This window comes from Variovorax sp. PBL-H6, from assembly GCF_901827155.1.
Taxonomy (GTDB): domain Bacteria; phylum Pseudomonadota; class Gammaproteobacteria; order Burkholderiales; family Burkholderiaceae_C; genus Variovorax.
The window spans coordinates 854274-876217 of record NZ_LR594659.1 but is presented as its reverse complement, the minus strand read 5'-3'; the positions used below and the strand labels follow the sequence as shown (position 1 = coordinate 876217).

Here is a 21944-nt window from a genome sequence, read left to right as displayed (position 1 = left end):
GTTGCTCGATGAAGGCCGCGGGGTTGATGACGCCCGCGCGGCTCACTGGAATACCTTCGCCTTCAGCTGCGTTGCCACTCGCCTGCGGAGCGGTTGTGCGGCTCACGCGCCGAGGTAGGCGCTCAACAGTTCCGGGTCCTGCAACAGCCCGGCCGCATCGCGCTCGGCGACCACCCGACCGGTCTCGAAGACATAAGCCCGCGACGCGACCGACAGCGCGTTGTGCACGTTCTGCTCGACCAGCAGCACCGTCACGCCGTGCCCATGGATCTCGCGCACGAAGTCGAACACCTCCTCGGCCATGCGCGGGCTCAGGCCCAGGCTGGGCTCGTCGAGCAGCAGCAGCCGGGGCTCGGACATCAGCGCGCGGCCGATGGCCAGCATCTGCTGCTCGCCGCCACTGAGCGTGCCGGCCAGCTGCCGGTGGCGCTCCTTCAACCGCGGGAAGCGGGCGTAGACCTTGGCGATGCGCTGCTCGATGTCCGCGGCCGACTTGCACAGGTAGGCCCCGAGCGAGAGGTTCTCGTACACGGTCATCGCCGGCCAGACGTGGCGCTCCTCGGGCGACTGCGCGATGCCCAGCGCGACCACGCGGTCGGCCGGCATGCCGCCGATGGCGCGGCCATCGAACAGGACCTCGCCGCGCGTCGGGCGCATCAGGCCGGAGATCGTGCGCAGCGTGGTGCTCTTGCCGGCGCCATTGGCACCGATGAGCGCGATCACCTCGCCGGGCTGCACCGTGAGGCTGACACCGTGCAACGCGGCGGTCTTGCCGTAGCTGACATGCACGTCCTTCAGCTCGAGCAGGTGGCCGCCGGCGGGGCGGGCGCCTTGCAGGATGGGGTTCGGCATCACGGCGCTCATGACTTCTTTCCTCTGCCCAGATAGGCCTCGATCACCCGGGCATCGCTCTGCACCTCGGCTGGCGCGCCCTCGGCCAGCTTCTCGCCGAAGTGCATCACCACCACGCGATCGCACACGCCCATCACCAGGCCCATGTTGTGCTCCACGATCAGGATCGACTGCACCAAGGCGCCACGCAGCTTCCTGAGGATCTCGCCGAAGGTCTTCGCTTCCTGGCTGTTGAGGCCGGCCGCAGGCTCGTCGAGCATCAGGATCTCGGGCTTGGCGGACAGCGCCAGCGCCACTTCGAGGAGGCGGAGCTCGCCGCAGGACAGCATGTACGCAGGCACATCCATGCGCTGCGCGAGCCCCATCGTGTGCACGATCCGCTCCGCGCTCTCTCGCACCGCACGCTCGGTGCTGCGCACGCGCGCGCCCGGGAAGAAGGTGCGCCAGAGCGGCTGGCGCGCTTCCAGGTAGTGGCCCGTGAGCACGTTCTCGAACACCGTCAACGACTTGAGGATGTTGGTCTTCTGGAAGCTGCGCACGATGCCCAGCCGCGCCATGCGGTAGGGCTTCTCGCCCGTCACGTCGCTGCCGCGGAAGTGCACCCTGCCCTCGCTGGGCGAGTAGAAGCCGGTGATCAGGTTGAAGCAGGTGGTCTTGCCCGCGCCGTTGGGCCCGATCAGGCCCACGATCTCGCCGGGCTGGACGTCGAAGCTGATGTCCTTCACGGCATGGATGCCGCCGAAGGACTTGCTGAGGCCGCGGACCTCCAGGGTGCCCGCCGCGTTCATGCGGGCCTCCGGGTTGCGCGCGGGGTACTCGGTGTGGCTGCGGGCGCTGCAGCCATGGCACGCGTCTCCCGCCGCCGCGCGATGAAGCCCATCAGGCCGCGCGGCAGGAAGAGCACGATCGCGATCACCGCCAGCCCGAAGAGGGACAGGCGCAGCTCCTTGGCTTCGCGCAGGTACTCCTCGAGGAAGGTCACGAGCAGCGCCCCGATCAGCGGCCCCACCAGCGTGCCCTTGCCGCCGATCAGCACCATGATGATCATGCTCACCATGAAGGCGAAGCGGAACACCTCGGGCCCGACGAAGGAGATGTAGTGCGCATAGAAGCCGCCGGCCATGCCCGACAGGAAGGCGCCGAGCACCAGCGCGAACATCGAGTAGGTCAGCGGCCGGATGCCGATCGATTGCGCGACGTAGCGGTTCTCGCGGATGGCGACGGCGGCACGGCCCGCATTCGAGTTCACGAAGCGGTACGAGAGGTACAGCGCGATCGCGAGCAGCAGCCACGCAACGGCGTAGTAGAACTGCTTCGCCCCGAGGTTGTCGGCTTGTGCCAGCAGCGCCGGCTGCGGCACGCCCGCGATGCCCATCGGCCCGTTGGTGAGGGCGATCCAGTTGTCCGCGACCAGGCGCAACACCTCGGCGAAGGACAGGGTCACGATCACGAAGAACGGCCCCTGCAGCCGCAGCGTGATCGCGCCGATGATCACGCCCATCAGCGCAGCCAGCAAGCCGGCGACGGGGATGGTGGCCCAGATCGGCCAACCATGCACGCTCGACAGCAGGGCCGCCGCATAGGCCCCCGTGCCGAGGAAGGCGGTATGGCCGAGCGAGAACTCCCCGACGTAGCCCACCACGAGGTTGAGGCTGGTGGCGAGCACCGCGTAGAACAGCACCATGATGGCGATGTGCAGGAGGTACTGGTCGCGCACCAGCAAGGGCACCAGGGCCGCGAGCAGCATCAGCGCCCAGAGACAGCGACGTTCGAATTTCATGCGCGCTCCACCCGCCTCGCGAAGAGGCCGTAGGGCCGGAACACCAGCGCCAGGATCACCAGCGCGAAGCCGATGATGTCGACCCAGCCGGTGGCGACATAGCCGCCCCACAGTGCTTCCGCCACGCCGAGCAGCAGGCCACCGGCGATGGCACCGGCAAAGCTGCCCATGCCGCCGAGGATCACGACCACGAAGGCTTTCATGCTGACCAGCCCGCCCACCGACACCTGCGCCGAGTAGATCGAGCCGAGCAGCATGCCCGCCATCGACGCGATCACCGTGCCCATGGCGAAGGTGCTGGCGTAAACGCTGGAGGTGCGGATGCCCACCAGTCGCGCGGCCATCGGGTCCTGGAAGGTGGCGCGCATCGCGCGGCCGAGCCGGGTCTTGTGGATCGTGAGCCAGGCGGCCACGATCAACAGCGCGCACACCGCGACGGCGAACAGCCGCAGCTTGGTGAGCACCACCGTGCCGAGGAAGACCGGGCCCGCGGCGATCGGCGCCTCCACTTTCAACGGCGCGGTGCCGACCATCAGCAGCGCGGTGTTGGCCAGGAAGATCGACAGGCCGATGGTCAGCAGGATGCCGGGCTCCTCGCCCTGGTCGCGGATGCGCTCGATCAGCAGGCGGTCGACCAGCCAGCCGAAGGCGCCCATTGCGACGGCCACCAGCAGCAGGCCGCTGAAGAAGTCGAGGCCGAGGCGCGTGGTCGCCCACCAGCCCATGACGCCCCCCATCATGTACAGCTCGCCATGCGCGAAGTTGACGACGCGCATGAGGCCGAGGATGAGCGTCAGGCCCAAGGCCGACAGGGCGTAGAACGAGCCCGTCACCAGGCCGTTCACGAGATACTGTGGCAGTTGCTCCATGCCGTTCCTCAGGGCTTCTCGGTCGCGCTCTGCGCCACGACGCGCGGTTCCTTGTTCACGATCTGCACCAGCACCACGTCGAAGCCGTAGCCCTCGCCCTTCTCGGTGAAGCGGTAGCGGCCGTTCGGGGCGGCGTAGTCGGTCTTGCGCAGGGCATCGCGCACTGCGTCGGGCTCGGCCTTTCCGGCGCGGGCGAGCGCTTCCATCATGATGTTGAGCGCGTTGTAGCCGGCCGCGTCGTACTTGCCCGGCTTCTGCTTGTAGCTCGCGGCGTAGAGATCGACGAAGGCCTTGTTGCGCTCGCCCGGCAGGCTCGACGCGTAGGGAACGGCGGCGTAGATGCCCTCCGAGGCCTCGCCGGCCAGGCCGACGAAGTCCGCCGTCGCCCAGGAGCCGACGCCGAAGATCTTGGTCTTGAGGCCGAACTCCTTGAACTGCTTGACCAGGATCGATCCGTCCTGCGTCTCGGCCGCGACGAACACGCCATCGGCGTTGCTGGCCTTGAGCTTGGTGAGCAGCGTGTAGAAGTCGGTCGCCCCGTGGTCGAAGTACTCCTTCATCACGGTCTTGACGCCGAGCTCGCCGAGGTCCTTGGAGAAGTCCTCGACGCCGCCGCGGCCCCAGTCGTCGTTCACGCCGATGTAGGCAACGGTCTTGAGCTGCAGCTTCTCGGCCAGGATCTTGCTGAAGGTCTTGGACATGAGCCGGTCGGTCTCGGCCGAGCGGAAGAAGTACTGCATGCCCTTCTCGGTGAGGTCGGCCTTGGAAGACACGCCGGTCAGCAGCGGCACCTTGTACTTCTCCGCCACCGGCATCACCGCGGCGGTGGCCGAGCTGCAGAAGGCGCCGGTCAGCGCCACGACCTTGTCGCGCTGGATCAGCTTCTCGGCCGCATTGACCGAGTTGGCGGGGCGGCACTGCCCGTCTTCGATCACCAGTTCCACCTTGCGGCCGAACACGCCGCCGGCTGCGTTGCGGCGCTCCACCGCCAGCTTCGCGCCGCTCACGAAGGCCTGGCCGTTGTAGGCCACCGAACCGGTCAGCGGCTGAATGACGCCGACCTTCACCGTGTCTTGCGCCCAGGCGCCTCCAGCGGCCAGGCCCAGGACGCCCGCCGCGCCGAACACACGCATCAACTTCTGCATTTCGATCTCCAATCAAGGGGAAGGCCCGGGGCCGGCAGTCCGGTCGGGCGTCTAACTAATTAATCACCCAATTAATTAACGTGCGAGGTTAGCCTCGCTCCTCGTGCACCGAGATGGGGTTAACCCTGCTTCTTAATTAATCGTTCAGCCAAATAGCAAGACCAATGCCAGCGCGCCGGCGCTGGCGCGTCGGTGTCGCACCCGGCCTTCAGATCGGCGACACCACGCCGCGCCCGGCAAAGTGCCCTTCGGCATTTGCCATGAAGCGGTCGACCGAGGCCTGCGTGGCCTCGGGCGACCAGCCCGCCATGTGCGGCGTGAGCAGCACGTTGTCGAGGCCGATCAGCGGCTCGGGACGTTCGGGCTCGCTTTCGTAGACGTCGAGCCCTGCACCTGCGATGCGCCCCTCGCGCAGCGCGGCGGCGAGCGCCTCGGTGTCGACCACGCTGCCGCGGGAGATGTTGACCAGGAAGCCCTGCGGCCCGAGCGCATCGAGGATGCCGGCATCGACCATGTGCCGCGTGCCGGGGCCGCCGGGGGTGGCGATCATCAGTACGTCCGCCCAGCCGGCCAGCGCCTTCAGGCTGTCGAAGTAGCGGTGCGCCGCGCCCTCGCGCGGCTTGCGGTTGTGATACCCGACCTCCATGTCGAAGCCGGCGGCGCGCTTGGCGATCTTCTGGCCGATGGTGCCCAGGCCGAGGATGCCCAGGCGCTTGCCCGAGACGTTGGGCGGCTGGGGGATCGACTCACGCCATACGCCCTCGCGGCATTGCCGGTCGAGCATGCGGATGCCGCGCACGATGCCGATCAGCAGGCCGAAGGCATGGTCGGCCACGCAGTCGTCGTTGGTGCCGGCGCCGTTGGCGAGCGCAATGCCGCGCGAGCGCGCCGCCTCCAGTGGCAGGCACTCGTAGCCTGCACCCATGGCGCAGATCAGCTCGACCTTCGGCATCGCTGCCAGCTCGTCGGGCGTGAGCCCGATCACGCCGATGGTCAGCACCGCGCGGTAACGGGCACCCTGCGCGGCGATGGCAGCCGCGCGCTCGGCTGCAGTGGGCGCGTAAGTCATGTCATAGACGGCGGCAATCTGGGCCTGGTGGGCGCTCGACAGGCTGTTGAGCACCAGGAGGGGAATCTTGTCGGGCATCCGATCTCCGGAAACAGTAGGAATCAAAGAACGGGCTCGGCAGCCTCGATCTGCTGCAGGGCCCACATCTGGGCATAGCGCGCATCCCTGGCGAGCAACTGCGCATGGGTGCCGCGCTCGACGATCACGCCGCTTTCGAGCACCAGGATCTCGTGCGCGTCGACCACGGTCGAAAGGCGGTGTGCGATGACCAGGGTGGTCTTGTTCTGCGCCGCGCTCTTGAGCTCGGCCTGGATGGCGCGCTCGTTCGCCGAGTCCAATGCCGAAGTCGCTTCGTCGAAGATCAGGATCGGCGGGTCCTTCAGCAGCGTGCGCGCGATCGCCACCCGCTGCTTCTCGCCGCCCGAGAGCTTGAGGCCGCGCTCGCCGACCGGTGTCTCGTAGCCCTTTGGCGTTGCGGCGATGAAGTCGTGGATGCGCGCGGCCCGCGCCGCCTGCTCGACCTCGGCTCGGCTGGCGCCCGGGCGGCCATAGGCAATGTTGTATTCGATGGTGTCATTGAAGAGCACCGTGTCCTGCGGCACGATGCCGATGGCCTGGCGCACGCTGGCCTGGGTCACCTCACGGATGTCCTCGCCGCCGATGAGGATGCGGCCCCCGCCGGCGCCGGGCCGCCCCAAGCCGGCGGCGGCCCCCTCGGGGGGCAGGGAGCCACGCGTAGCGGGCGACCGTGGGGGCTCGATACCGACGTCGTAGAAGCGATAGAGCAGCCGCGCCAAGGTGGACTTACCAGAGCCCGACGGCCCGACCACCGCCACGGTCTTCCCGGCCGGAATCTCGAAACTCACATGCTTCAGGATCGGCCGCGAGGGCTCGTAGGCAAAGCTCACGTCCTCGAAGCGCACGCTGGCGTCACGCCCCGCGAGCGGCCGGGCGCCCGGGGCATCGCGCACCTCGCGCTCCTTCTCCATCAGCACGAACATCTTGTCGAGGTCGGTCAGGCTCTGCTTGATTTCGCGGTAGATCACGCCCAGGAAGTTGAGCGGGATGTACAACTGGATCATGAAGGCGTTGACCATGACCAGGTCGCCCAGCGTCATGCGGCCTTCGACCACGCCCGCGGTCGCGCGCCACAGCATCAGCACCAGGCTCACCGCGATCAGCATCTGCTGGCCGGTGTTGAGCAGGCTCAGCGTTCTCTGGCTCTTGATGGCGGCGCGGCGGTAGCGGTCGAGGCTGGCGTCGTAGCGCGTCGCCTCGAACTCCTCGTTGTTGAAGTACTTGACGGTCTCGTAGTTCAGCAGCGAATCGATGGCACGGCTCTGCGCCAGCGAGTCGAGCTCGTTCATGGTCTTGCGGAACTGCGTGCGCCACTCGGTCACCGTGACGGTGAAGGCGATGTAGAGCACCAGCGCGGCACCCGTGATCCAGACGAAGAGCGCATCGAACTTCACGCCCAATATCGTCAGCACCAGCGTCAGCTCGATGATGGTGGGCACGATGCTGTAGAGCGACATCGAGATCAGCGAATGCACGCCGCGCGTGCCGCGCTCGATGTCGCGCGTCATGCCGCCGGTCTGCCGCTCCAGATGAAAACGCAGCGACAGCGCATGCAGGTGCCGAAACACCTCCAGCGAGATGCTGCGCGCCGCGCCCTCGGTCGCCTTGGCGAAGACCAGTTCGCGGAGCTCGCCGAACAGCGAGGTCGAAAAGCGCAGCAACCCGTAGGCGACCAGCAGCGCGATCGGCACCACCAGCAGCGCCTGCGCGATGTCGGGCTTGGGCGTCATCGTGTCGACCAGGTTCTTGAGCAGCACCGGCACGCCGACGTTGGCCACCTTGGCACCCACCATGAAGAGCAGCGCCGCCAGCACCCGCCATTTGTAGCGCCAGAGGTAGGGAAACAGCCGGCGAAGCGTGGCCCAGTCGGAGCGGTCGCTCCGGGCCGGCTCGCTGGCCGAGGCGTGATGGGGATGGGAAAGGGCTTCGCCGCTGCGGCGCATAGGGAGACAATCGTGGCTGTTGCTTTCCCCGGATTGTGCCCATGTCTGTTCCCGCCAACGTCTCCGCCACCCTCAAGAGCCTGCCTGCCGATATGGAACTCGTGCTCAAGGTGATCCCGCTGCCGGCCGACGTCAACGCCAACGGGGACATCTTCGGCGGCTGGGTCATGGCCCAGTGCGACCTCGCGGGCTCGGTCATCCCGGCGCGCTACGCCAAGGGCCGCATGGCCACCGTCGCCGTCAACGAGTTCGTCTTCAAGCAGCCGGTGCGGCTGGGGGACATCCTGTCCTTCTATTCGAAGCTGGTGCGGATCGGCCGGACCTCGGTGACGGTCTTGGTCGAGGTCTTCGCGGAGCGCTTCAAGGCGCAGGGCGAGTACATCAAGGTGACCGAGGCCACGTTCACCTATGTTGCGATCGACGAGAACGGAAGGCCGCGGGCGATCGTCAGGGAGTGATTGCGCCGCGCGGTCAGACGGGGATGCGGTGAGGCGGCCTGCGTGCCGCGGCAGGCCGGCTGCGCGAGCCTCGCAGGGCAGTCGGCGCGAAGCGACGACCGCCACAGTGGCACGCCGCCCCGCACACCCGCAGGCGCCTTTGCAGCGCGCAGCCCATCAAGCGCGCTCTTCGACCTTCGGTCGCCTTGCCATCACACCTTCGAGAAGTCCGGCTTGCGCTTCTCCATGAACGCGGTGAACGCCTCCTTGGCGGCCGGCTCGCGCAGCAAGCGACCGAAGGTCTCGCCCTCTTCACCCATGCGTTCGACCACGCTCGCCTGCTGGCCCTTCTTCATCAGGCGCTTGATCTCCATCAGCGCCGACAGCGGCTTGGCGGCCAGCTTGCGCGCCTGGGCCTGAGCGATGGAATTGGCCTCCGTGGGCGGCAAGATGCGGTTGACCAGGCCGACCTCGAGGGCCGCCTCGGCCATGAAGGGCTCGCCCAGCAGCAGCGCCTCGGCCGCACGGTGGTAGCCGAACATCTGCGGCACCAGCAGGCTGGACGCGGCCTCGGGACACAAGCCGAGGTTGACGAAAGGCATCGAGAAGGCCGCGTTGTCGCCGGCGTAGACCAGGTCGCAATGGAAAAGCATCGTGGTGCCGATGCCCACCGCCGGGCCGCACACTGCGGCGACCAGCGGCTTCGGAAAGGCCGCGATGCCATGCAGGAATCGGAACGCCGGCGAATCCGATGTCGAGGGCGGCGCGTTCAAGAAGTCGCCGATGTCGTTGCCGGCGCTGAAGATGGTGGCATCGCCCTGGATCAGCACGGCGCGCACCGCGCTGTCCCCGGCGGCCTTCTCCAGCGCGTCGGCCAGATCCACATACATGGCGCGAGTGATGGAGTTCTTCTTGTCGAGCCGGTTGAAGGTCAGGGTCATCACGCCGGCTTCGGTGTGGACGAGGATGTCGCTCATGAAAGGTCCTTGCTGCAAAGAAGTGGGCAGAGTATCGGGCCTCGCGGAGGCTCTCACTCCTTGAAGTAGACGATCTGGTTCGAGGTGGCGAGCAGGGCACCGGCCTCGCTCCACAGCTGGGCAGCCTGGTCGAAGTAGCCGTTGCGAAACTGCTGGCCGGTGGCGCGGCCGAGCAGGTGGCCGTCGCCCACCTCGGCCAGTTGCACTGCGTCGACATGGAAATAGGTGGTGATCGACACCGTGCCGATCGGCACCGGCTTGGCGCGCCGCAGCCAGACACGCGGGAAGAAGCAGTCGCTCAGCGCTGCGAGCGCCGCGAAGTCGAGCGGCCGGGGCGGCACATCGCGTACCCACATCCGGGTCTCGCTTTGATCGCCGCTGCCGTCCCACCGCTTGGGAAGCGTTCCGCTGATCGGGCGCATCTCATAGCGTTCGATCCAGGCCACCTTGGCCGGCCCGATGCTCAGGCGCTCGACTTCCATCGGCGGCGGCACCTCGGGCATCGGCAGGTCGTTGGCGCCCCATGTCTCGCGCCGCAGGGCCGTCACCGCGGTCCCGGTGCCCACCACCTGCGACTGGCCCTCGGCATCAGCTTGCGACAGCTGGATCGTCCAGTGCTGCGTGGAGCGGTTGGTGCGCACCGGTACGGCCAGCACTTCGAAGGCACCCGCCTCGAGCGCGGCTGCGTAGTTCACCGTCAATGCGACCGGTGCTCCGAGCAGCTCGGGATGCTTCAGCACCGACTGCAGCATCACCGCCGCGGTCGTGCCGCCGAAGGGCCCGACCATGTTCCAGTAGTCGGGGCTGGTGGCGCCGCTGAAGTGGCCGGCGCGCACGTCGCTGTGTGCGAGCGCAAGCGCCTTGTCCAGGGGGTGTGTGCTCATGTCGGGAGTGTGCTCCGGCTGAAGAACTGAGGCAGTCGTTTGCGGGACGTTTGCTGTTGCCAAGGAGGAGCTCAAGGGTGCGATCCGCTGCAGGCCGTGCCAGCGATCACACCCGTTCGAAAATGCCGGCGGCGCCCTGCCCCATGCCCACGCACATCGTGACCATGCCGTACTTGAGCTTCCTGCGCTGCAGCGCGTGCACCACGGTGGCCGAGCGGATCGCACCGGTCGCACCCAGCGGATGACCCAGCGCGATCGCGCCGCCCATCGGATTGACCTTGGCCGGGTCCAGGCCCAGGGTGTCGATGACCGCCAGCGACTGCGCGGCGAAGGCCTCGTTGAGCTCGATCCAGTCGAGGGCGTCCTGCGTCAGGCCCGCGTAGCGCAGCGCAGCGGGAATGGCCTCGATCGGCCCGATGCCCATGATCTGCGGCGGCACGCCCTTGCTCGCAAAGCTCACGAAGCGCGCCAGCGGCTTCAGGTCGAACTGCTGGCAGGCCTTCTCGCTCGCCAGGATCAGCGCGCCGGCGCCGTCGGAGGTCTGCGAGCTGTTGCCGGCGGTGACGGTGCCACGCGCGGCGAAAACGGTGCGCAGCTTCGCCAGGCCCTCGAGGCTGGTGTCCGGGCGCGGGCCTTCGTCGAGAGTCACCACGCGGGTCTTGACGACAGCCTCGCCGCTGTCCAGGTCGGGTGTGCGCTCCGTCACCTCGACCGGCGTGATCTCGCCGTTGAATTCGCCGGCCTGCTGCGCCGCCAGCGCGCGCTGGTGCGACTGCAGCGCAAAGGCGTCCTGCGCCTCGCGGCTCACCTTCCACTGCTGCGCCACCTTCTCGGCCGTGAGGCCCATGCCGTAGGCGATGCCGACGTCGCCGTCGCGCTCGAAGATCGAAGGCGACAGCGATGGCGAGTTGCCCATCATCGGCACCATGCTCATGCTTTCGACCCCTGCGGCGATCATCACCTCGGCCTCGCCGACGCGGATGCGGTCAGCCGCCATCTGCACCGCCGAGAGACCCGAGGCGCAAAAGCGATTGACGGTGATGCCGCCGATGCTGGTCGGCAGCCCGGCCAGCACGGCGCCGATGCGTGCCACGTTCAGGCCCTGCTGCCCCTCGGGAATGGCACAGCCGCAGACGATGTCCTCGATGAGCTTCGGGTCCAGGTTCGGCACCGCCGCGAGCGCCGCCTTCAGCGTGGTCGCGAGCAAGTCGTCGGGGCGGGTGTTGCGAAAGTAGCCACGGTGCGAGCGGCCGATGGGAGTGCGGGTGGCGGAGACGATGTAGGCGTCTTGGAGTTGCTTGCTCATGGGGATTCCTTCAGTTGCGCAGCGGCTTGCCGGTATTGAGCATCCCCATGATCCGCTCCTGCGTCCTGGGATGAAGAATCAGCGAGCAGAAGGCCTTGCGCTCCAGCGCCATCAGGTATTCCTCGCTCACGAGGCTGCCCGCATCGACATCGCCGCCGGTGACCACGCCCGCGATGAGGCTCGCGATGTGGAAGTCGTGCTCACTGATGAAGCCGCCGTCGCGCATGTTGACCAGCTGCCCCTTGATGGTGGCGGCACCGCTGCGTCCGGCGACCTTGAAGCGCCGCCGCATCGGCGCACGCCAGCTGCCGTCGGCCATCGCCTTGGCCTCCTGCAGCGCGACGTACAGCAGTTCGTCCTTGTTGGGCACGATCACGTCGCTGTCCAGCAGGTAGCCCAGCTTCCTCGATTCGAGCGCACTGGTGCCGACCTTGGCCATCGCAGCGGCGGTGAAGCCTTCGGTCAGGAAGGGCAACAGGTCGCTGCCGGTGGAGGCTGCCGCGTTCTCGGCCGCGCGGCGCGCGATGTAGGTCAGTCCGCCCGCGCCGGGCACCAGGCCCACGCCGACCTCGACCAGGCCGATGTAGCTCTCCATCGCCGCGACGCGCCGTGCCGAATGGATGGCCAGCTCGCAGCCACCGCCGAGCGCCATGCCGCGCACCGCCGAAACCACCGGCACGCCGGCGTAACGGATCTTGAGCATCACGCTCTGAAGCTCCTGCTCCGCCCCCTCGACCGCGCCGATGCCGGCGACCACGAAGGCCGGCAGCATGGCCTGCAGGTCGGCACCCACGGAGAACATCTCGTCGGGCGACCAGATCACCATCGCCTTGTACTCGCGCTCGGCCAGCTCGACACCGGCCGCCAGTGCGTCGGCCACATCGGGGCTGATGGCGTGCATCTTCGAATGGATGCTCGCGATGAGCACCTCGCCGTCCAGCGTCCAGAGGCGCACGTCGCCCTCGTCCTGGATGGTGGTGCCGGCCTGGGTCGGGACGGGCGCGTTGCTGCCCAGCACGCTCTCGGGGAACAGCTGGCGCGCGTGCACCGGCAGTCGGCGCTGCGTGACGAACCGGCTCTCCGAGGCGCTCCATGAACCCTCGGGCGTGTGCACGCCGCCGGCCTCGGCCACCGGGCCTTCGAACACCCACTTCGGCAGTGGCGCGTTCGACAGTGCCTCGCCGGCATCGATGTCCTGCTGGATCCACTGTGCGACTTGCGTCCAGCCCGCCTCTTGCCAGAGCTCGAACGGGCCCTGCTTCATGCCGAAGCCCCAGCGCATTGCGAAGTCGACGTCGCGCGCACTCTCGGCGATGTTGGCCAGGTGCACGGCCGCATAGTGAAAGCTGTCGCGCAGGATCGCCCAGAGGAAGCGGCCCTGCGCGCCCTCGCTCTCGCGCAGCAGCTTCAGCCGTTGCGCTGCCGGCTTCCTGAGCATGCGCCCGTAGACCTCGTCGGCCTTCTCGCCCGAGGGTACGTAGTCACCCTTCGCCAAGTCGAAGCGAAGGATGTCCCGGCCCGCCTTCTTGTAGAAGCCCGCCTTCGTCTTCTGCCCCAGGTTGCCCAGCTCCAGCAGCTTGGCCAGCACGGGCGGCGTCGCGAAGTTCGCATAGAAGGGATCGGTGTCGGCGCTCAGGTTGTCCTGCAGCGTCTTCACGACATGGGCCAGGGTGTCCAGGCCCACCACGTCCGCCGTGCGGAAGGTGCCCGAGCTCGCACGGCCCAGCTTCTTGCCGGTGAGATCGTCCACCACGTCGGGCGTGAGGCCGAACTTCTCGACCTCCTTCAAGGTGGCCAGCATGCCGGCGATGCCCACGCGGTTCGCGATGAAGTTGGGCGTGTCGTGCGCGCGCACCACGCCCTTGCCGAGCGCGCTGGTGACGAAGGCCTCGAGCTGGTCCAGCACCTGCACCTCGGTGGTCGGCGTATCGATCAGCTCGACCAGGAACATGTAGCGCGGCGGATTGAAGAAGTGGATGCCGCAGAAGCGCGGCTTGAGTGGCTCGGGCAGTGCCTCGCTCAGCCTGGTGATCGACAGGCCCGAGGTGTTGGAGGCCAGGATCGCGTGCCTGGCGACATGGGGCGCGATCTTCTTGTAGAGATCGAGCTTCCAGTCCATGCGCTCGGCTATGGCTTCGATCACCAGGTCGCACTCGCCGAGTTTCGCGAGGTCGTCCTCGTAGTTGGCCTGCTCGATCAGCTCGGCATCGGCGACGTCGCCGAGCGGCGCGGGCTTGAGCTTCTTGAGGTTGTCGATGGCGCGCGCCACGATGCCGTTCCTGGCCCCCTCCTTCGCAGGAAGATCGAACAGCACGACGGGCACGCGCACATTGACGAGATGCGCCGCGATCTGCGCGCCCATCACGCCGGCGCCGAGCACGGCGACCTTCTTCACTTGAAACTTGGACATGGAATTTCCAACAAATAGGTGTCTTACTGGACGCGGACCCAGGTCTGCGTGCGGCCGATGCCCAGCACCGAGCCGCGCACTTCGAGCTTCTTGCCACCGTCGATGGGTGTGAGCCGCAGCGTGTAGCTCTTGCCGTTCTCGGGGTCGAGGATCTTTCCGTCTTCCCAGACCTCCTTGCCATCGGCCTTCTTCGCGCCGCGGATGATCTCGAGGCCCACGAGCGGCTTGCCCTTGCGGTCGTCGGTGCATTCGTCGCACACCGCGTCCTGCTTCGCTTCCTTGCGCAGCAGCTTCTCGATTCGCCCGCTGAGCGCGCCATCCGCTTCGCCGATGCGGATCTGCGACTTGGCCTCCCCGGTCTTGTCGTCGATGCTCTGCCACACGCCCACGGGTGTCGTCTGCGCGAAAACCGTGCCGGCCCATGCGAAGGCCATCACTGCCAACAGTCGCTTCATGGTGATCAAGCCAGGGCGGCGTCGGTGTTCATGAGCGGCGCCGCGCCCGCGCGTGCGGTGCGCATCAGCGTTGCGGTCTCGGGAAAGAGCTTCGCGAAATAGAAACGCGCGGTCTGCAGCTTGGCCTGGTAGAACGGGTCGGCATTGCCCGCTGCGATGGCGGCGAGCGCCACGCGTGCCTGCAGCGCGAACATGTAGCCGAACACGAAATGGCCCGCGACGCGCAGGTAGTCGACCGCCGCGGCGCCCACCTCATCGGGGTTCTGGAAACCGCGGAAGCCCAGCTCGGTCGTGAACTTGGTGAGCTGCTCGCCGAGCACGGCGATGGGTGTGATGAACTCGCTCATCTTTTCGTTCACGCCCTCTTCCTCCACCAGCTTCGCCACCAGCTTGCCGAACTTCCTGAGCGTGGCGCCGTTGTTGCCCAGCACCTTGCGCCCCAGCAGGTCGAGCGACTGGATGGTGTTGGTGCCCTCGTAGATCATGTTGATGCGGTTGTCGCGCACGAACTGCTCCATGCCCCATTCCTTGATGTAGCCATGCCCTCCGAAGACCTGCATGCAGGCGTTGGTCGAGATGTGGCCGTTGTCGGTGATGAAGGCTTTCACGATGGGCGTGAGCAACGCGACCAGCTCGCCCGCCTCCTTGCGCACCTTCTCGTCGGGGTGGTGATGCTCCTTGTCGAGCAGCAGCGTGCAGAAGATGGCCAGCGCGCGGCCGCCTTCGGCATAGGCTTTGGCCGTCATCAGCATCTTGCGCACGTCGGGGTGCACGATGATCGGGTCGGCGTCCTTGTCCTTGGCCTTCACGCCCGAGAGCGAGCGCATCTGGATGCGGTCCTTGGCATAGGCCAGCGCGTTCTGGAAGGCCACCTCGGTCAGGCCCAGCGACTGGTTGCCCACGCCCAGGCGCGCCGCGTTCATCATCACGAACATCGCGGCCAGCCCCTTGTTGGGATCACCCACCAGCGTGCCGCTGGCGCCTTCGAGCACGATCTGTGCGGTGGCGTTGCCGTGGATGCCCATCTTGTGCTCCAGGCCGCCGCAGTAGATGCCGTTGCGTGTGCCGAGCGAGCCATCGGGCTTGACGTTGAACTTGGGCACCACGAACAGGCTGATGCCCTTGCTGCCCTTGGGCGCGTCCGGCAGGCGGGCCAGCACCAGGTGGATGATGTTCTCGGCCATGTCGTGCTCGCCGGCCGAGATGAAGATCTTGTTGCCGGTCAGCCGGTAGGTGCCATCCGGCTGCGGCTCGGCCTTGGTGCGCAGCAGGCCCAGGTCGGTGCCGCAGTGTGGCTCGGTCAGGCACATGGTGCCGGTCCATTCGCCGCTGGTGAGCTTGGGCAGGTAGGTCTTCTTCTGCTCGTCCGTGCCATGCGCAACGAGCGCCTCGTAGGCGCCATGCGAGAGGCCGGGATACATGGTCCAGGCCTGGTTGGCCGAGTTGAGCATCTCGTAGAAGCACTGGTTGACCACGAAGGGCAGGCCCTGTCCGCCGTACTGCGGGTCGCAGGACAGCGCCGCCCAGCCGCCCTCGACGTACTTGGCGTAGGCCTCCTTGAAGCCCTTGGGCGTCTTCACCTCGTGCGTGGTCTTGTCGAGCACGCAGCCTTCCTCGTCGCCCGAGATGTTGAGCGGGAAGGTCACCTCGGCGGCGAACTTGCCGCCCTCTTCGAGTACTGCGTTGATGGTGTCGGCGTCGACCTCTGCATGCTTGGGCAGTGCCTTGAGTTCATCGGTGACCTTGAGCACTTCGTGCATCACGAACTGCATGTCGCGAAGGGGCGGGGTGTAGGCGGGCATGGAAAAAGTCTCCGGAAGAAAGAGGAAAAGAGTTTGAAAAAGTTGTCGAGTCGCGTGCGCTCAGCGCACCGGCTTGAACCTGCGCGACGAGGCGGTGGCCGCTGCGGAGGCGGCCAGCGCATCGGGCGTTGCGCAGCGCGCGAGGATGTTGTCGAAGCCGGCGTTGGCACGTGCCAGCGAGTCGGGAGAGCGAAGGAAGCGTGCTTCGTAGTGCAGCGCGAGGATCAGCGCGTGGATCTCGAAGGAGATCTGCTTGGCGTCCGCATCGGCGTGCAGTTGGCCTTCCTCCTGCGCCTGCAGCACGGCGCGCAGCATGGCGGCCAGCCAGGTGTTCACCGATTCGGCCAGCGCGTCGCGCACCGGCCCGGGCCGGTCGTCAAACTCGACGGCGCCGCTGATGTAGATGCAGCCGGAGTCGATCTCGGCCGAGGTGCGCTTCATCCAGTTGGCGAACAGCGCACGCAGCCGCGGCAGCCCGCGCGGCGCCTGCACCGCCGGATAGAACACCTCCTGCTCGAAGCGCGCGTGGTATTCGCGCACCACCGAGATCTGCAGTTCCTCGCGCGAGCCGAAATGGGCGAACACGCCCGACTTGCTCATGCCGGTGACCTCGGCCAGAGCGCCGATCGACAAGCCCTCCAGGCCGATCTGCGCGGCCAGGTTCAGTGCCGCGTCGACGATGACGGCCTTGGTCTGCTGGCCTTTCTGGGGCGCGCGGGAAAGTTTGGAGGAGCCGGGGGTTGGCATGAGCGATCGGGCCTGGCAATAAAACGAACGATCGTGCTATTTTGCAGGCCTTTCGCCGCCGGCTCGATGAAAGCCCGACAGCGGCAGAAGGTTATGGACCTGGGTCAGGCGACTCATCAGGTTCTTTGTCCGCCATCACCGCTCAGGCCGCGAACCCGTCCTTCAACGACTCCCTCAGCCAGGCCACGAACACCGTCACCGCCGTCGGCACATGGCTGGCGTAGGGGCGCACGGCAAAGAGCTGCTCCGCAAAGGCGCCCACGGGCGTCCATTGCGGCAACACCTGCACCAGCTTGCCGGCCTGCAGTGCGCCTTGTGCGCTGAAGTCAGGGACCAGCGCGATGCCCAAGCCGGCCAGCGCTGCATCGCGCAGGGCCTCGCTGTTGTTCGCGGCGAAGGGGCCGGCCACCGGGATCGTGACGCGTTCAAGCGGGCGGCGGCCGTTCGACGACTCCAGCGTCCACGCCGGCTGGTCCTGCGCGCGCGGGTAATGCAGGCAGTCGTGTTGCGACAGCGCCTGCGGCGTTTGCGGCGCGGGACGGCGGCGCAGGTAGGCCCGGCTCGCGACCAGCACCGATCGCGTGGCGCACAGCCGCCAGGCGACGTGGGTGTCGGGGACCGAGGCGGCATGCCGGATCGCGAGGTCGAAGCCTTCCACCGCCAGCGCGCTGAGCCGGTCCGACAGGTCGAGCGCCAGGCGCACCTCGGGATTGGCGCGCAGGAAATCAGCGGTCCGCGGCACCAGTTGCTGGCGCGCGAAGGCAACCGGTGCAGTCACCCGCAAGAGACCGCGCGGCACGCCCGCGAGGTCGCGCACGCCGGCGAAGCTGTGGGCAATCTGATCGAAGGGCGCGCGCGTGTCGTCCACCAGCCGCTGGCCGGCCTCGGTCAGGCGCACGCTCCGGGTGGTGCGGCGCACCAGCGGCACGCCGGCGGCGCGCTCCAGTTCGGCGATGCGCTGGCTCATCGCTGCCTTGCTCACGCCCAGGCGAGCGGCAGCGGCCGTGAAGCTGCCCTGCTGCTCCAGCACGGTGAGCCAGTGGATGTGGGTCCAGAGCAGCTCGATATTTTTGGCATCCATGGCTGGATTGTTCACCATTGCGAACAATCAATTCAGTCCTGTCGCCTTGGCAGGATGCATCGTGCTTCCTAGACTCGCCAGACTTCCAGTACGCAGCAGCAACCGCAGGAGATCCGCCATGACCAAGCAGCCCTCGACCCCCACGCCCATCGCGCACTACATCGGCGGCCAGCGCGCCGGCGGCACGTCCGAGCGTGCGCAGGACGTCTTCAACCCCGCCATCGGCGCCGTCACCGGCCGCGTGTCGCTGGCCGGCCGTGCCGACGTGGATGCAGCCGTTGCGGCCGCCCGCGCCGCCTTCCCGGCCTGGGCCGACACGCCGCCGATCCGGCGCGCACGGGTGATGTTCAAGTTCCTGGAGCTGCTCAACAAGCACCGCGACGAGCTGGCCCGCCTGATCACCGCCGAGCACGGCAAGGTCTTCACCGATGCGCAGGGCGAGGTTTCGCGCGGCATCGACATCGTCGAGTTCGCCTGCGGCATCCCGCAGCTGCTGAAGGGCGACTACACCGACCAGGTCTCCACCGGCATCGACAACTGGACGATGCGCCAGCCGCTGGGCGTGGTGGCCGGCATCACGCCCTTCAACTTTCCGGTGATGGTGCCGATGTGGATGTTCCCGGTCGCCATCGCAGCGGGCAACTGCTTCATCCTCAAGCCCAGCCCGATCGATCCCAGCGCCTCGCTGCGCATGGCCGAGCTGCTGAAGGAGGCAGGCCTGCCCGATGGCGTGTTCAACGTGGTCCAGGGCGACAAGGAAGCGGTCGACGCGCTGCTGGAGCACCCCGAGGTGAAGGCCGTGAGCTTCGTCGGCTCCACCCCGATCGCCAACTACATCTACGAGACCGGCGCGCGCCACGGCAAGCGCGTACAGGCGCTGGGCGGCGCCAAGAACCACATGGTGGTCATGCCGGATGCCGACCTCGAGCAGGCGGTGGACGCACTGATCGGCGCCGGCTACGGCTCGGCCGGGGAGCGCTGCATGGCGATCAGCGTCGCCGTGCTGGTGGGCGACGTGGCAGACAAGCTGGTGCCGATGCTGGCCGAGCGAGCCCGCACCCTGAAGGTGCTCGACGGCATGAACCTCGCGGCCGAAATGGGCCCGATCGTCACCCGCGCTGCGCACGAGCGCATCGCCGGCTACATCGCGCTCGGCGAACAGGAAGGCGCCAAGCTGGTCTTCGACGGGCGCAAGTTCGACGGCAGGCAAGCGGGTGAAGGCAACGGAGCCGACACGTCCGGCGGCTTCTGGATGGGCGGCACGCTTTTCGACCATGTCACGCCCGAGATGCGCATCTACAAGGAAGAGATCTTCGGCCCGGTGCTTTCGTGCGTGCGCGTGCGCGACCTGAAAGAGGCGGTGGAGCTCGTCAACGCACACGAGTTCGGCAACGGCGTGGCCTGCTTCACCCGCGATGGCAACGTGGCGCGCGAGTTCTCGCGGCGCATCGAAGTGGGCATGGTGGGCATCAACGTGCCGATCCCCGTGCCCATGGCCTGGCACGGCTTCGGCGGCTGGAAGCGCTCGCTGTTCGGCGACATGCACGCCTACGGCGAGGAAGGCGTGCGCTTCTACACGCGCCAGAAGTCGATCATGCAGCGCTGGCCGGAGAGCACGCCCAAGGGGGCCGAGTTCGTGATGCCGACGGCCAAGTAGGCATTGTTCCCTCCCTCGAGAAGGGAGGGAACAAGCGTCAGGCCTTGAACCCGATCACTTCCTGTCGCTGCTCGCCCAGCCCGTCGATTCCCAGCGTCATCACGTCGCCCTTTTTCAGATAGAGCGGCGGCTTCATGCCCAGCCCCACGCCGGGCGGGGTGCCGGTGGTGATCACGTCGCCGGGCACCAGCGTCATGAACTGGCTCACATAGCTCACGATCTTGGCGATGTTGAAGATCATGGTCTTGGTATTGCCGGTCTGCATGCGCTTGCCGTTGAGGTCCAGCCACATCGCGAGCTTCTGCGGGTTGGGCACTTCGTCGCGCGTCACCAGCCAGGGGCCGATGGGGCCGAAGGTGTCGCAGCCCTTGCCCTTGTCCCAGGTGCCGCCGCGCTCGATCTGGTACTCGCGCTCGCTCACATCGTTGATCACGCAGTAGCCGGCCACGCAGTCGAGCGCGCTCTTCTGCGAGACATAGCGCGCGTTCGCGCCGATCACCACGCCCAGCTCCACTTCCCAGTCGCTCTTGACCGAATTCTTGGGCAGCATCACCGGATCGTTCGGGCCCTGGACGCAGCTGTTGGCCTTCATGAAGACGACGGGCTCGGCCGGAATCGGCAGGCCCGATTCGGCCGCATGGTCGGCGTAGTTGAGGCCGATGGCGATGAACTTGCCGACGTTGGCCACCGGGCAGCCGTAGCGCGGCTTGCCCCTGACCAGCGGCAGCTTGTCGAGCTTGACCTTGCGCAGCTTGGCCAGGGCGGCATCGCCGAGCTGCTCGGGGCCGATGTCCTTGACCACCGCGCTGAGGTCGCGCAGCTGGCCGTTGTCGTCGACGAGCCCGGGCTTCTCCTTTCCCGGATTGCCATAGCGAACGAGTTTCATGAGGTCCTTTCTTCTGGGAAAAACTAATAGGTGGAGCGGCCGCCCGACAGGTCGAACACCGCGCCCGTGGAAAAAGAGCAATCATCGGTGCAAAGCCACGCCACCATGGCGGCAACCTCCTCCACCGTTCCGAAGCGGCCCATCGGGATCTTGGAAAGCATGAAGCCGATGTGCTCCGGCGTCATCTGATCGAAGATCGCCGTCTTGACCGCGGCCGGCGTCACGCAGTTGACGCGCACGCCGGTGTCGGCCAGCTCCTTGCCCAGCGACTTGGTGAGCGCGATCACCGCCGCCTTGCTCGCGCTGTAGGCGCTGGCATTGGGATTTCCCTCCTTGCCCGCGACCGAGGCGATGTTGACGATGCGCCCGGAGCCCTGCTTGCGCATCTGCGGCACCACCTCGCGGCAGCAGAGAAAGAGGCCGTTGAGATTGACTTCCATGACTTGGCGCCAGGCATCCACCGGGTAATCCCACAGCTTGACGTTGGGGCCGGTGATGCCCGCGCTGTTGACCAGCGCGTCGATGCGCCCGGCCTGCGAAAGCGTCGCCTCCACTGCAGCGGCGACCGAGGGCTGTTGTGCGACGTCGACCTTCAGCGCGGAAGCCCCTGGGCCGAGGGCCCAGGCCGCCTTCTCCGCGGCTTCGGCATCGCGGTCCCACAGCGTGACGGTGCCGCCCGACTCGATGAGCCGCTGCGCAATACCGCGCCCGAGCCCGGTGGCGCCGCCGGTCACGACCGCATGCCGGTCGCGAAAGTCGAGCTGGTTCATATGGTGATCCCGCCGTCGGCCGCATAGGCCTGGCCGGTGACGAACTGCGACTCGTCGCTGGCGAGGAAGACCACCAGCGGCGCGATCTCCTCGGCCTGCGCCAGCCGGCCCATGGGCTGGCGGGCGATGAAGGCCTTGCGCGCCTCCGCCGGGTCGGCATTGGCGTTGATGCGGTCGGCCAGCGAGGGGGTGTCCACCGTGCCCGGGCACACCGCGTTGCAGCGGATGCCCTGGCCCACGTAGTCGGCCGCGATGCTCTTCGTCAGCCCCAGCACCGCCGCCTTGGTGGTGCCGTAGACGCAGCGGTTCGGCAGGCCCTTGATGCTGGAACACACGCTCGCCATGTTGATGATGCTGCCTCGCCCCGCGGCCAGCATGCCCGGGAGCACGGCCTGGATGGTCCACAGCTGGGCGCGCACGTTGAGCCGGAAGGCGAAGTCCAGGTCCTCGTCCGTGGCCTGCAGCGCGGCGCCGTTGTGGACCACGCCGGCGCAGTTGAAGAGGATGTCGAGCGCGGGCAGCGTCTTCGCGAAGCCGTCGATCGCGGCCTTGTCGAGCACGTCGAGCTTCGCGATGGTGATGTTGTCGACGCCCGCAAAGCGCGCCAGGAGTGCCTCGTTGATGTCGGTCGCCCAGACCTGCGCGCCCTCGGCGGCCAATGCGAGCGCGCTCGCGTGGCCGATGCCCTGACCGGCCGCGGTGACGAGCGCGGTCTTGCCCTTGAGTCTCATGGGATGTCCTTGTCGCTGTGGAACGGATCGACGATGCCGGCGTTCAGGGTTTGGCCCGATGGCTG

At 67.4% G+C, this 21944-nt stretch carries 20 protein-coding genes; 2 read left to right on the top strand and 18 right to left on the bottom strand.

The window, feature by feature from the left end:
- Positions 1-102 precede the first annotated feature (102 nt).
- The 7 genes from G3W89_RS04265 to G3W89_RS04235 all read right to left on the bottom strand — a co-directional run bounded on the left by G3W89_RS04265 (position 103) and on the right by G3W89_RS04235 (position 7736).
- Complete coding sequence (locus G3W89_RS04265; protein ID WP_162572927.1) at positions 103-864, bottom strand: ABC transporter ATP-binding protein; 762 nt, start codon at positions 862-864, stop codon at positions 103-105.
- Complete coding sequence (locus G3W89_RS04260; protein ID WP_162572926.1) at positions 861-1640, bottom strand: ABC transporter ATP-binding protein; 780 nt, start codon at positions 1638-1640, stop codon at positions 861-863. Before G3W89_RS04260 ends, G3W89_RS04265 begins: the two co-directional genes overlap by 4 nt.
- Positions 1637-2632, bottom strand: a complete 996-nt coding sequence (locus G3W89_RS04255; RefSeq protein WP_162572925.1) for a branched-chain amino acid ABC transporter permease — start codon at positions 2630-2632, stop codon at positions 1637-1639. The genes G3W89_RS04260 and G3W89_RS04255 overlap by 4 nt, the downstream gene beginning before the upstream one ends.
- On the bottom strand, positions 2629-3501 hold the full coding sequence (locus tag G3W89_RS04250) for a branched-chain amino acid ABC transporter permease (protein WP_162572924.1): 873 nt from the start codon (positions 3499-3501) through the stop codon (positions 2629-2631). The genes G3W89_RS04255 and G3W89_RS04250 overlap by 4 nt, the downstream gene beginning before the upstream one ends.
- 8 nt (positions 3502-3509) lie before the next feature.
- A complete protein-coding gene (locus tag G3W89_RS04245) occupies positions 3510-4646 on the bottom strand; it encodes an ABC transporter substrate-binding protein (protein WP_232076317.1) in 1137 nt (378 codons plus the stop codon).
- 208 nt (positions 4647-4854) lie between these two features.
- Positions 4855-5793 (bottom strand): 2-hydroxyacid dehydrogenase, encoded by a 939-nt coding sequence (locus G3W89_RS04240; protein WP_162572923.1) that lies wholly within the window; start codon positions 5791-5793, stop codon positions 4855-4857.
- A gap of 23 nt (positions 5794-5816) precedes the next feature.
- Positions 5817-7736 (bottom strand): ABCB family ABC transporter ATP-binding protein/permease, encoded by a 1920-nt coding sequence (locus tag G3W89_RS04235; protein WP_162572922.1) that lies wholly within the window; start codon positions 7734-7736, stop codon positions 5817-5819.
- Positions 7737-7777: 41 nt separating this feature from the next.
- On the opposite strand from G3W89_RS04235, the gene G3W89_RS04230 reads away from it, so the two are divergent.
- A complete protein-coding gene (locus tag G3W89_RS04230) occupies positions 7778-8194 on the top strand; it encodes an acyl-CoA thioesterase (protein WP_068680479.1) in 417 nt (138 codons plus the stop codon).
- A gap of 191 nt (positions 8195-8385) precedes the next feature.
- Here the strand turns inward: G3W89_RS04230 and G3W89_RS04225 are convergent, their stop codons facing one another.
- The 8 genes from G3W89_RS04225 to G3W89_RS04190 form a co-directional block, all read right to left on the bottom strand.
- Positions 8386-9150 carry an enoyl-CoA hydratase gene (locus tag G3W89_RS04225; protein WP_162572921.1) on the bottom strand — a complete coding sequence of 255 codons (765 nt, stop codon included), beginning with the start codon at positions 9148-9150 and terminating at the stop codon, positions 8386-8388.
- A gap of 53 nt (positions 9151-9203) precedes the next feature.
- Positions 9204-10034, bottom strand: coding sequence for an acyl-CoA thioesterase (locus tag G3W89_RS04220; RefSeq protein WP_162572920.1), 831 nt, complete (start codon positions 10032-10034; stop codon positions 9204-9206).
- A 106-nt stretch (positions 10035-10140) separates the two neighbouring features.
- Positions 10141-11340 carry an acetyl-CoA C-acyltransferase gene (locus G3W89_RS04215; protein ID WP_162572919.1) on the bottom strand — a complete coding sequence of 400 codons (1200 nt, stop codon included), beginning with the start codon at positions 11338-11340 and terminating at the stop codon, positions 10141-10143.
- Between the two features lie 10 nt (positions 11341-11350).
- Positions 11351-13750 (bottom strand): 3-hydroxyacyl-CoA dehydrogenase/enoyl-CoA hydratase family protein, encoded by a 2400-nt coding sequence (locus tag G3W89_RS04210; RefSeq protein ID WP_162572918.1) that lies wholly within the window; start codon positions 13748-13750, stop codon positions 11351-11353.
- 23 nt (positions 13751-13773) lie between these two features.
- Positions 13774-14205: a DUF2147 domain-containing protein gene (locus tag G3W89_RS04205; RefSeq protein WP_162572917.1), complete on the bottom strand. Its 432-nt coding sequence runs from the start codon at positions 14203-14205 to the stop codon at positions 13774-13776.
- A 5-nt stretch (positions 14206-14210) separates the two neighbouring features.
- Positions 14211-16007, bottom strand: a complete 1797-nt coding sequence (locus tag G3W89_RS04200) for an acyl-CoA dehydrogenase C-terminal domain-containing protein (protein ID WP_162572916.1) — start codon at positions 16005-16007, stop codon at positions 14211-14213.
- Positions 16008-16067: 60 nt separating this feature from the next.
- Positions 16068-16754, bottom strand: a complete 687-nt coding sequence (locus G3W89_RS04195) for a TetR/AcrR family transcriptional regulator (protein WP_162572915.1) — start codon at positions 16752-16754, stop codon at positions 16068-16070.
- Between the two features lie 142 nt (positions 16755-16896).
- Positions 16897-17835 carry a LysR family transcriptional regulator gene (locus tag G3W89_RS04190; protein ID WP_162572914.1) on the bottom strand — a complete coding sequence of 313 codons (939 nt, stop codon included), beginning with the start codon at positions 17833-17835 and terminating at the stop codon, positions 16897-16899.
- Positions 17836-17953: 118 nt separating this feature from the next.
- Between G3W89_RS04190 and G3W89_RS04185 the strand changes: the two genes are divergently transcribed.
- Positions 17954-19492, top strand: coding sequence for a CoA-acylating methylmalonate-semialdehyde dehydrogenase (locus G3W89_RS04185; RefSeq protein WP_162572913.1), 1539 nt, complete (start codon positions 17954-17956; stop codon positions 19490-19492).
- Between the two features lie 37 nt (positions 19493-19529).
- Here G3W89_RS04185 and G3W89_RS04180 read toward each other — a convergent pair whose 3' ends face one another.
- From G3W89_RS04180 to G3W89_RS04170, 3 genes are read right to left on the bottom strand one after another with little or no spacing between them, the layout of a single operon-like run.
- On the bottom strand, positions 19530-20378 hold the full coding sequence (locus G3W89_RS04180; RefSeq protein WP_162572912.1) for a fumarylacetoacetate hydrolase family protein: 849 nt from the start codon (positions 20376-20378) through the stop codon (positions 19530-19532).
- Positions 20379-20401: 23 nt separating this feature from the next.
- Positions 20402-21148, bottom strand: a complete 747-nt coding sequence (locus G3W89_RS04175; RefSeq protein WP_162572911.1) for an SDR family NAD(P)-dependent oxidoreductase — start codon at positions 21146-21148, stop codon at positions 20402-20404.
- Positions 21145-21879 carry an SDR family oxidoreductase gene (locus G3W89_RS04170; RefSeq protein WP_162572910.1) on the bottom strand — a complete coding sequence of 245 codons (735 nt, stop codon included), beginning with the start codon at positions 21877-21879 and terminating at the stop codon, positions 21145-21147. The genes G3W89_RS04175 and G3W89_RS04170 overlap by 4 nt, the downstream gene beginning before the upstream one ends.
- Positions 21880-21944: the final 65 nt, after the last annotated feature.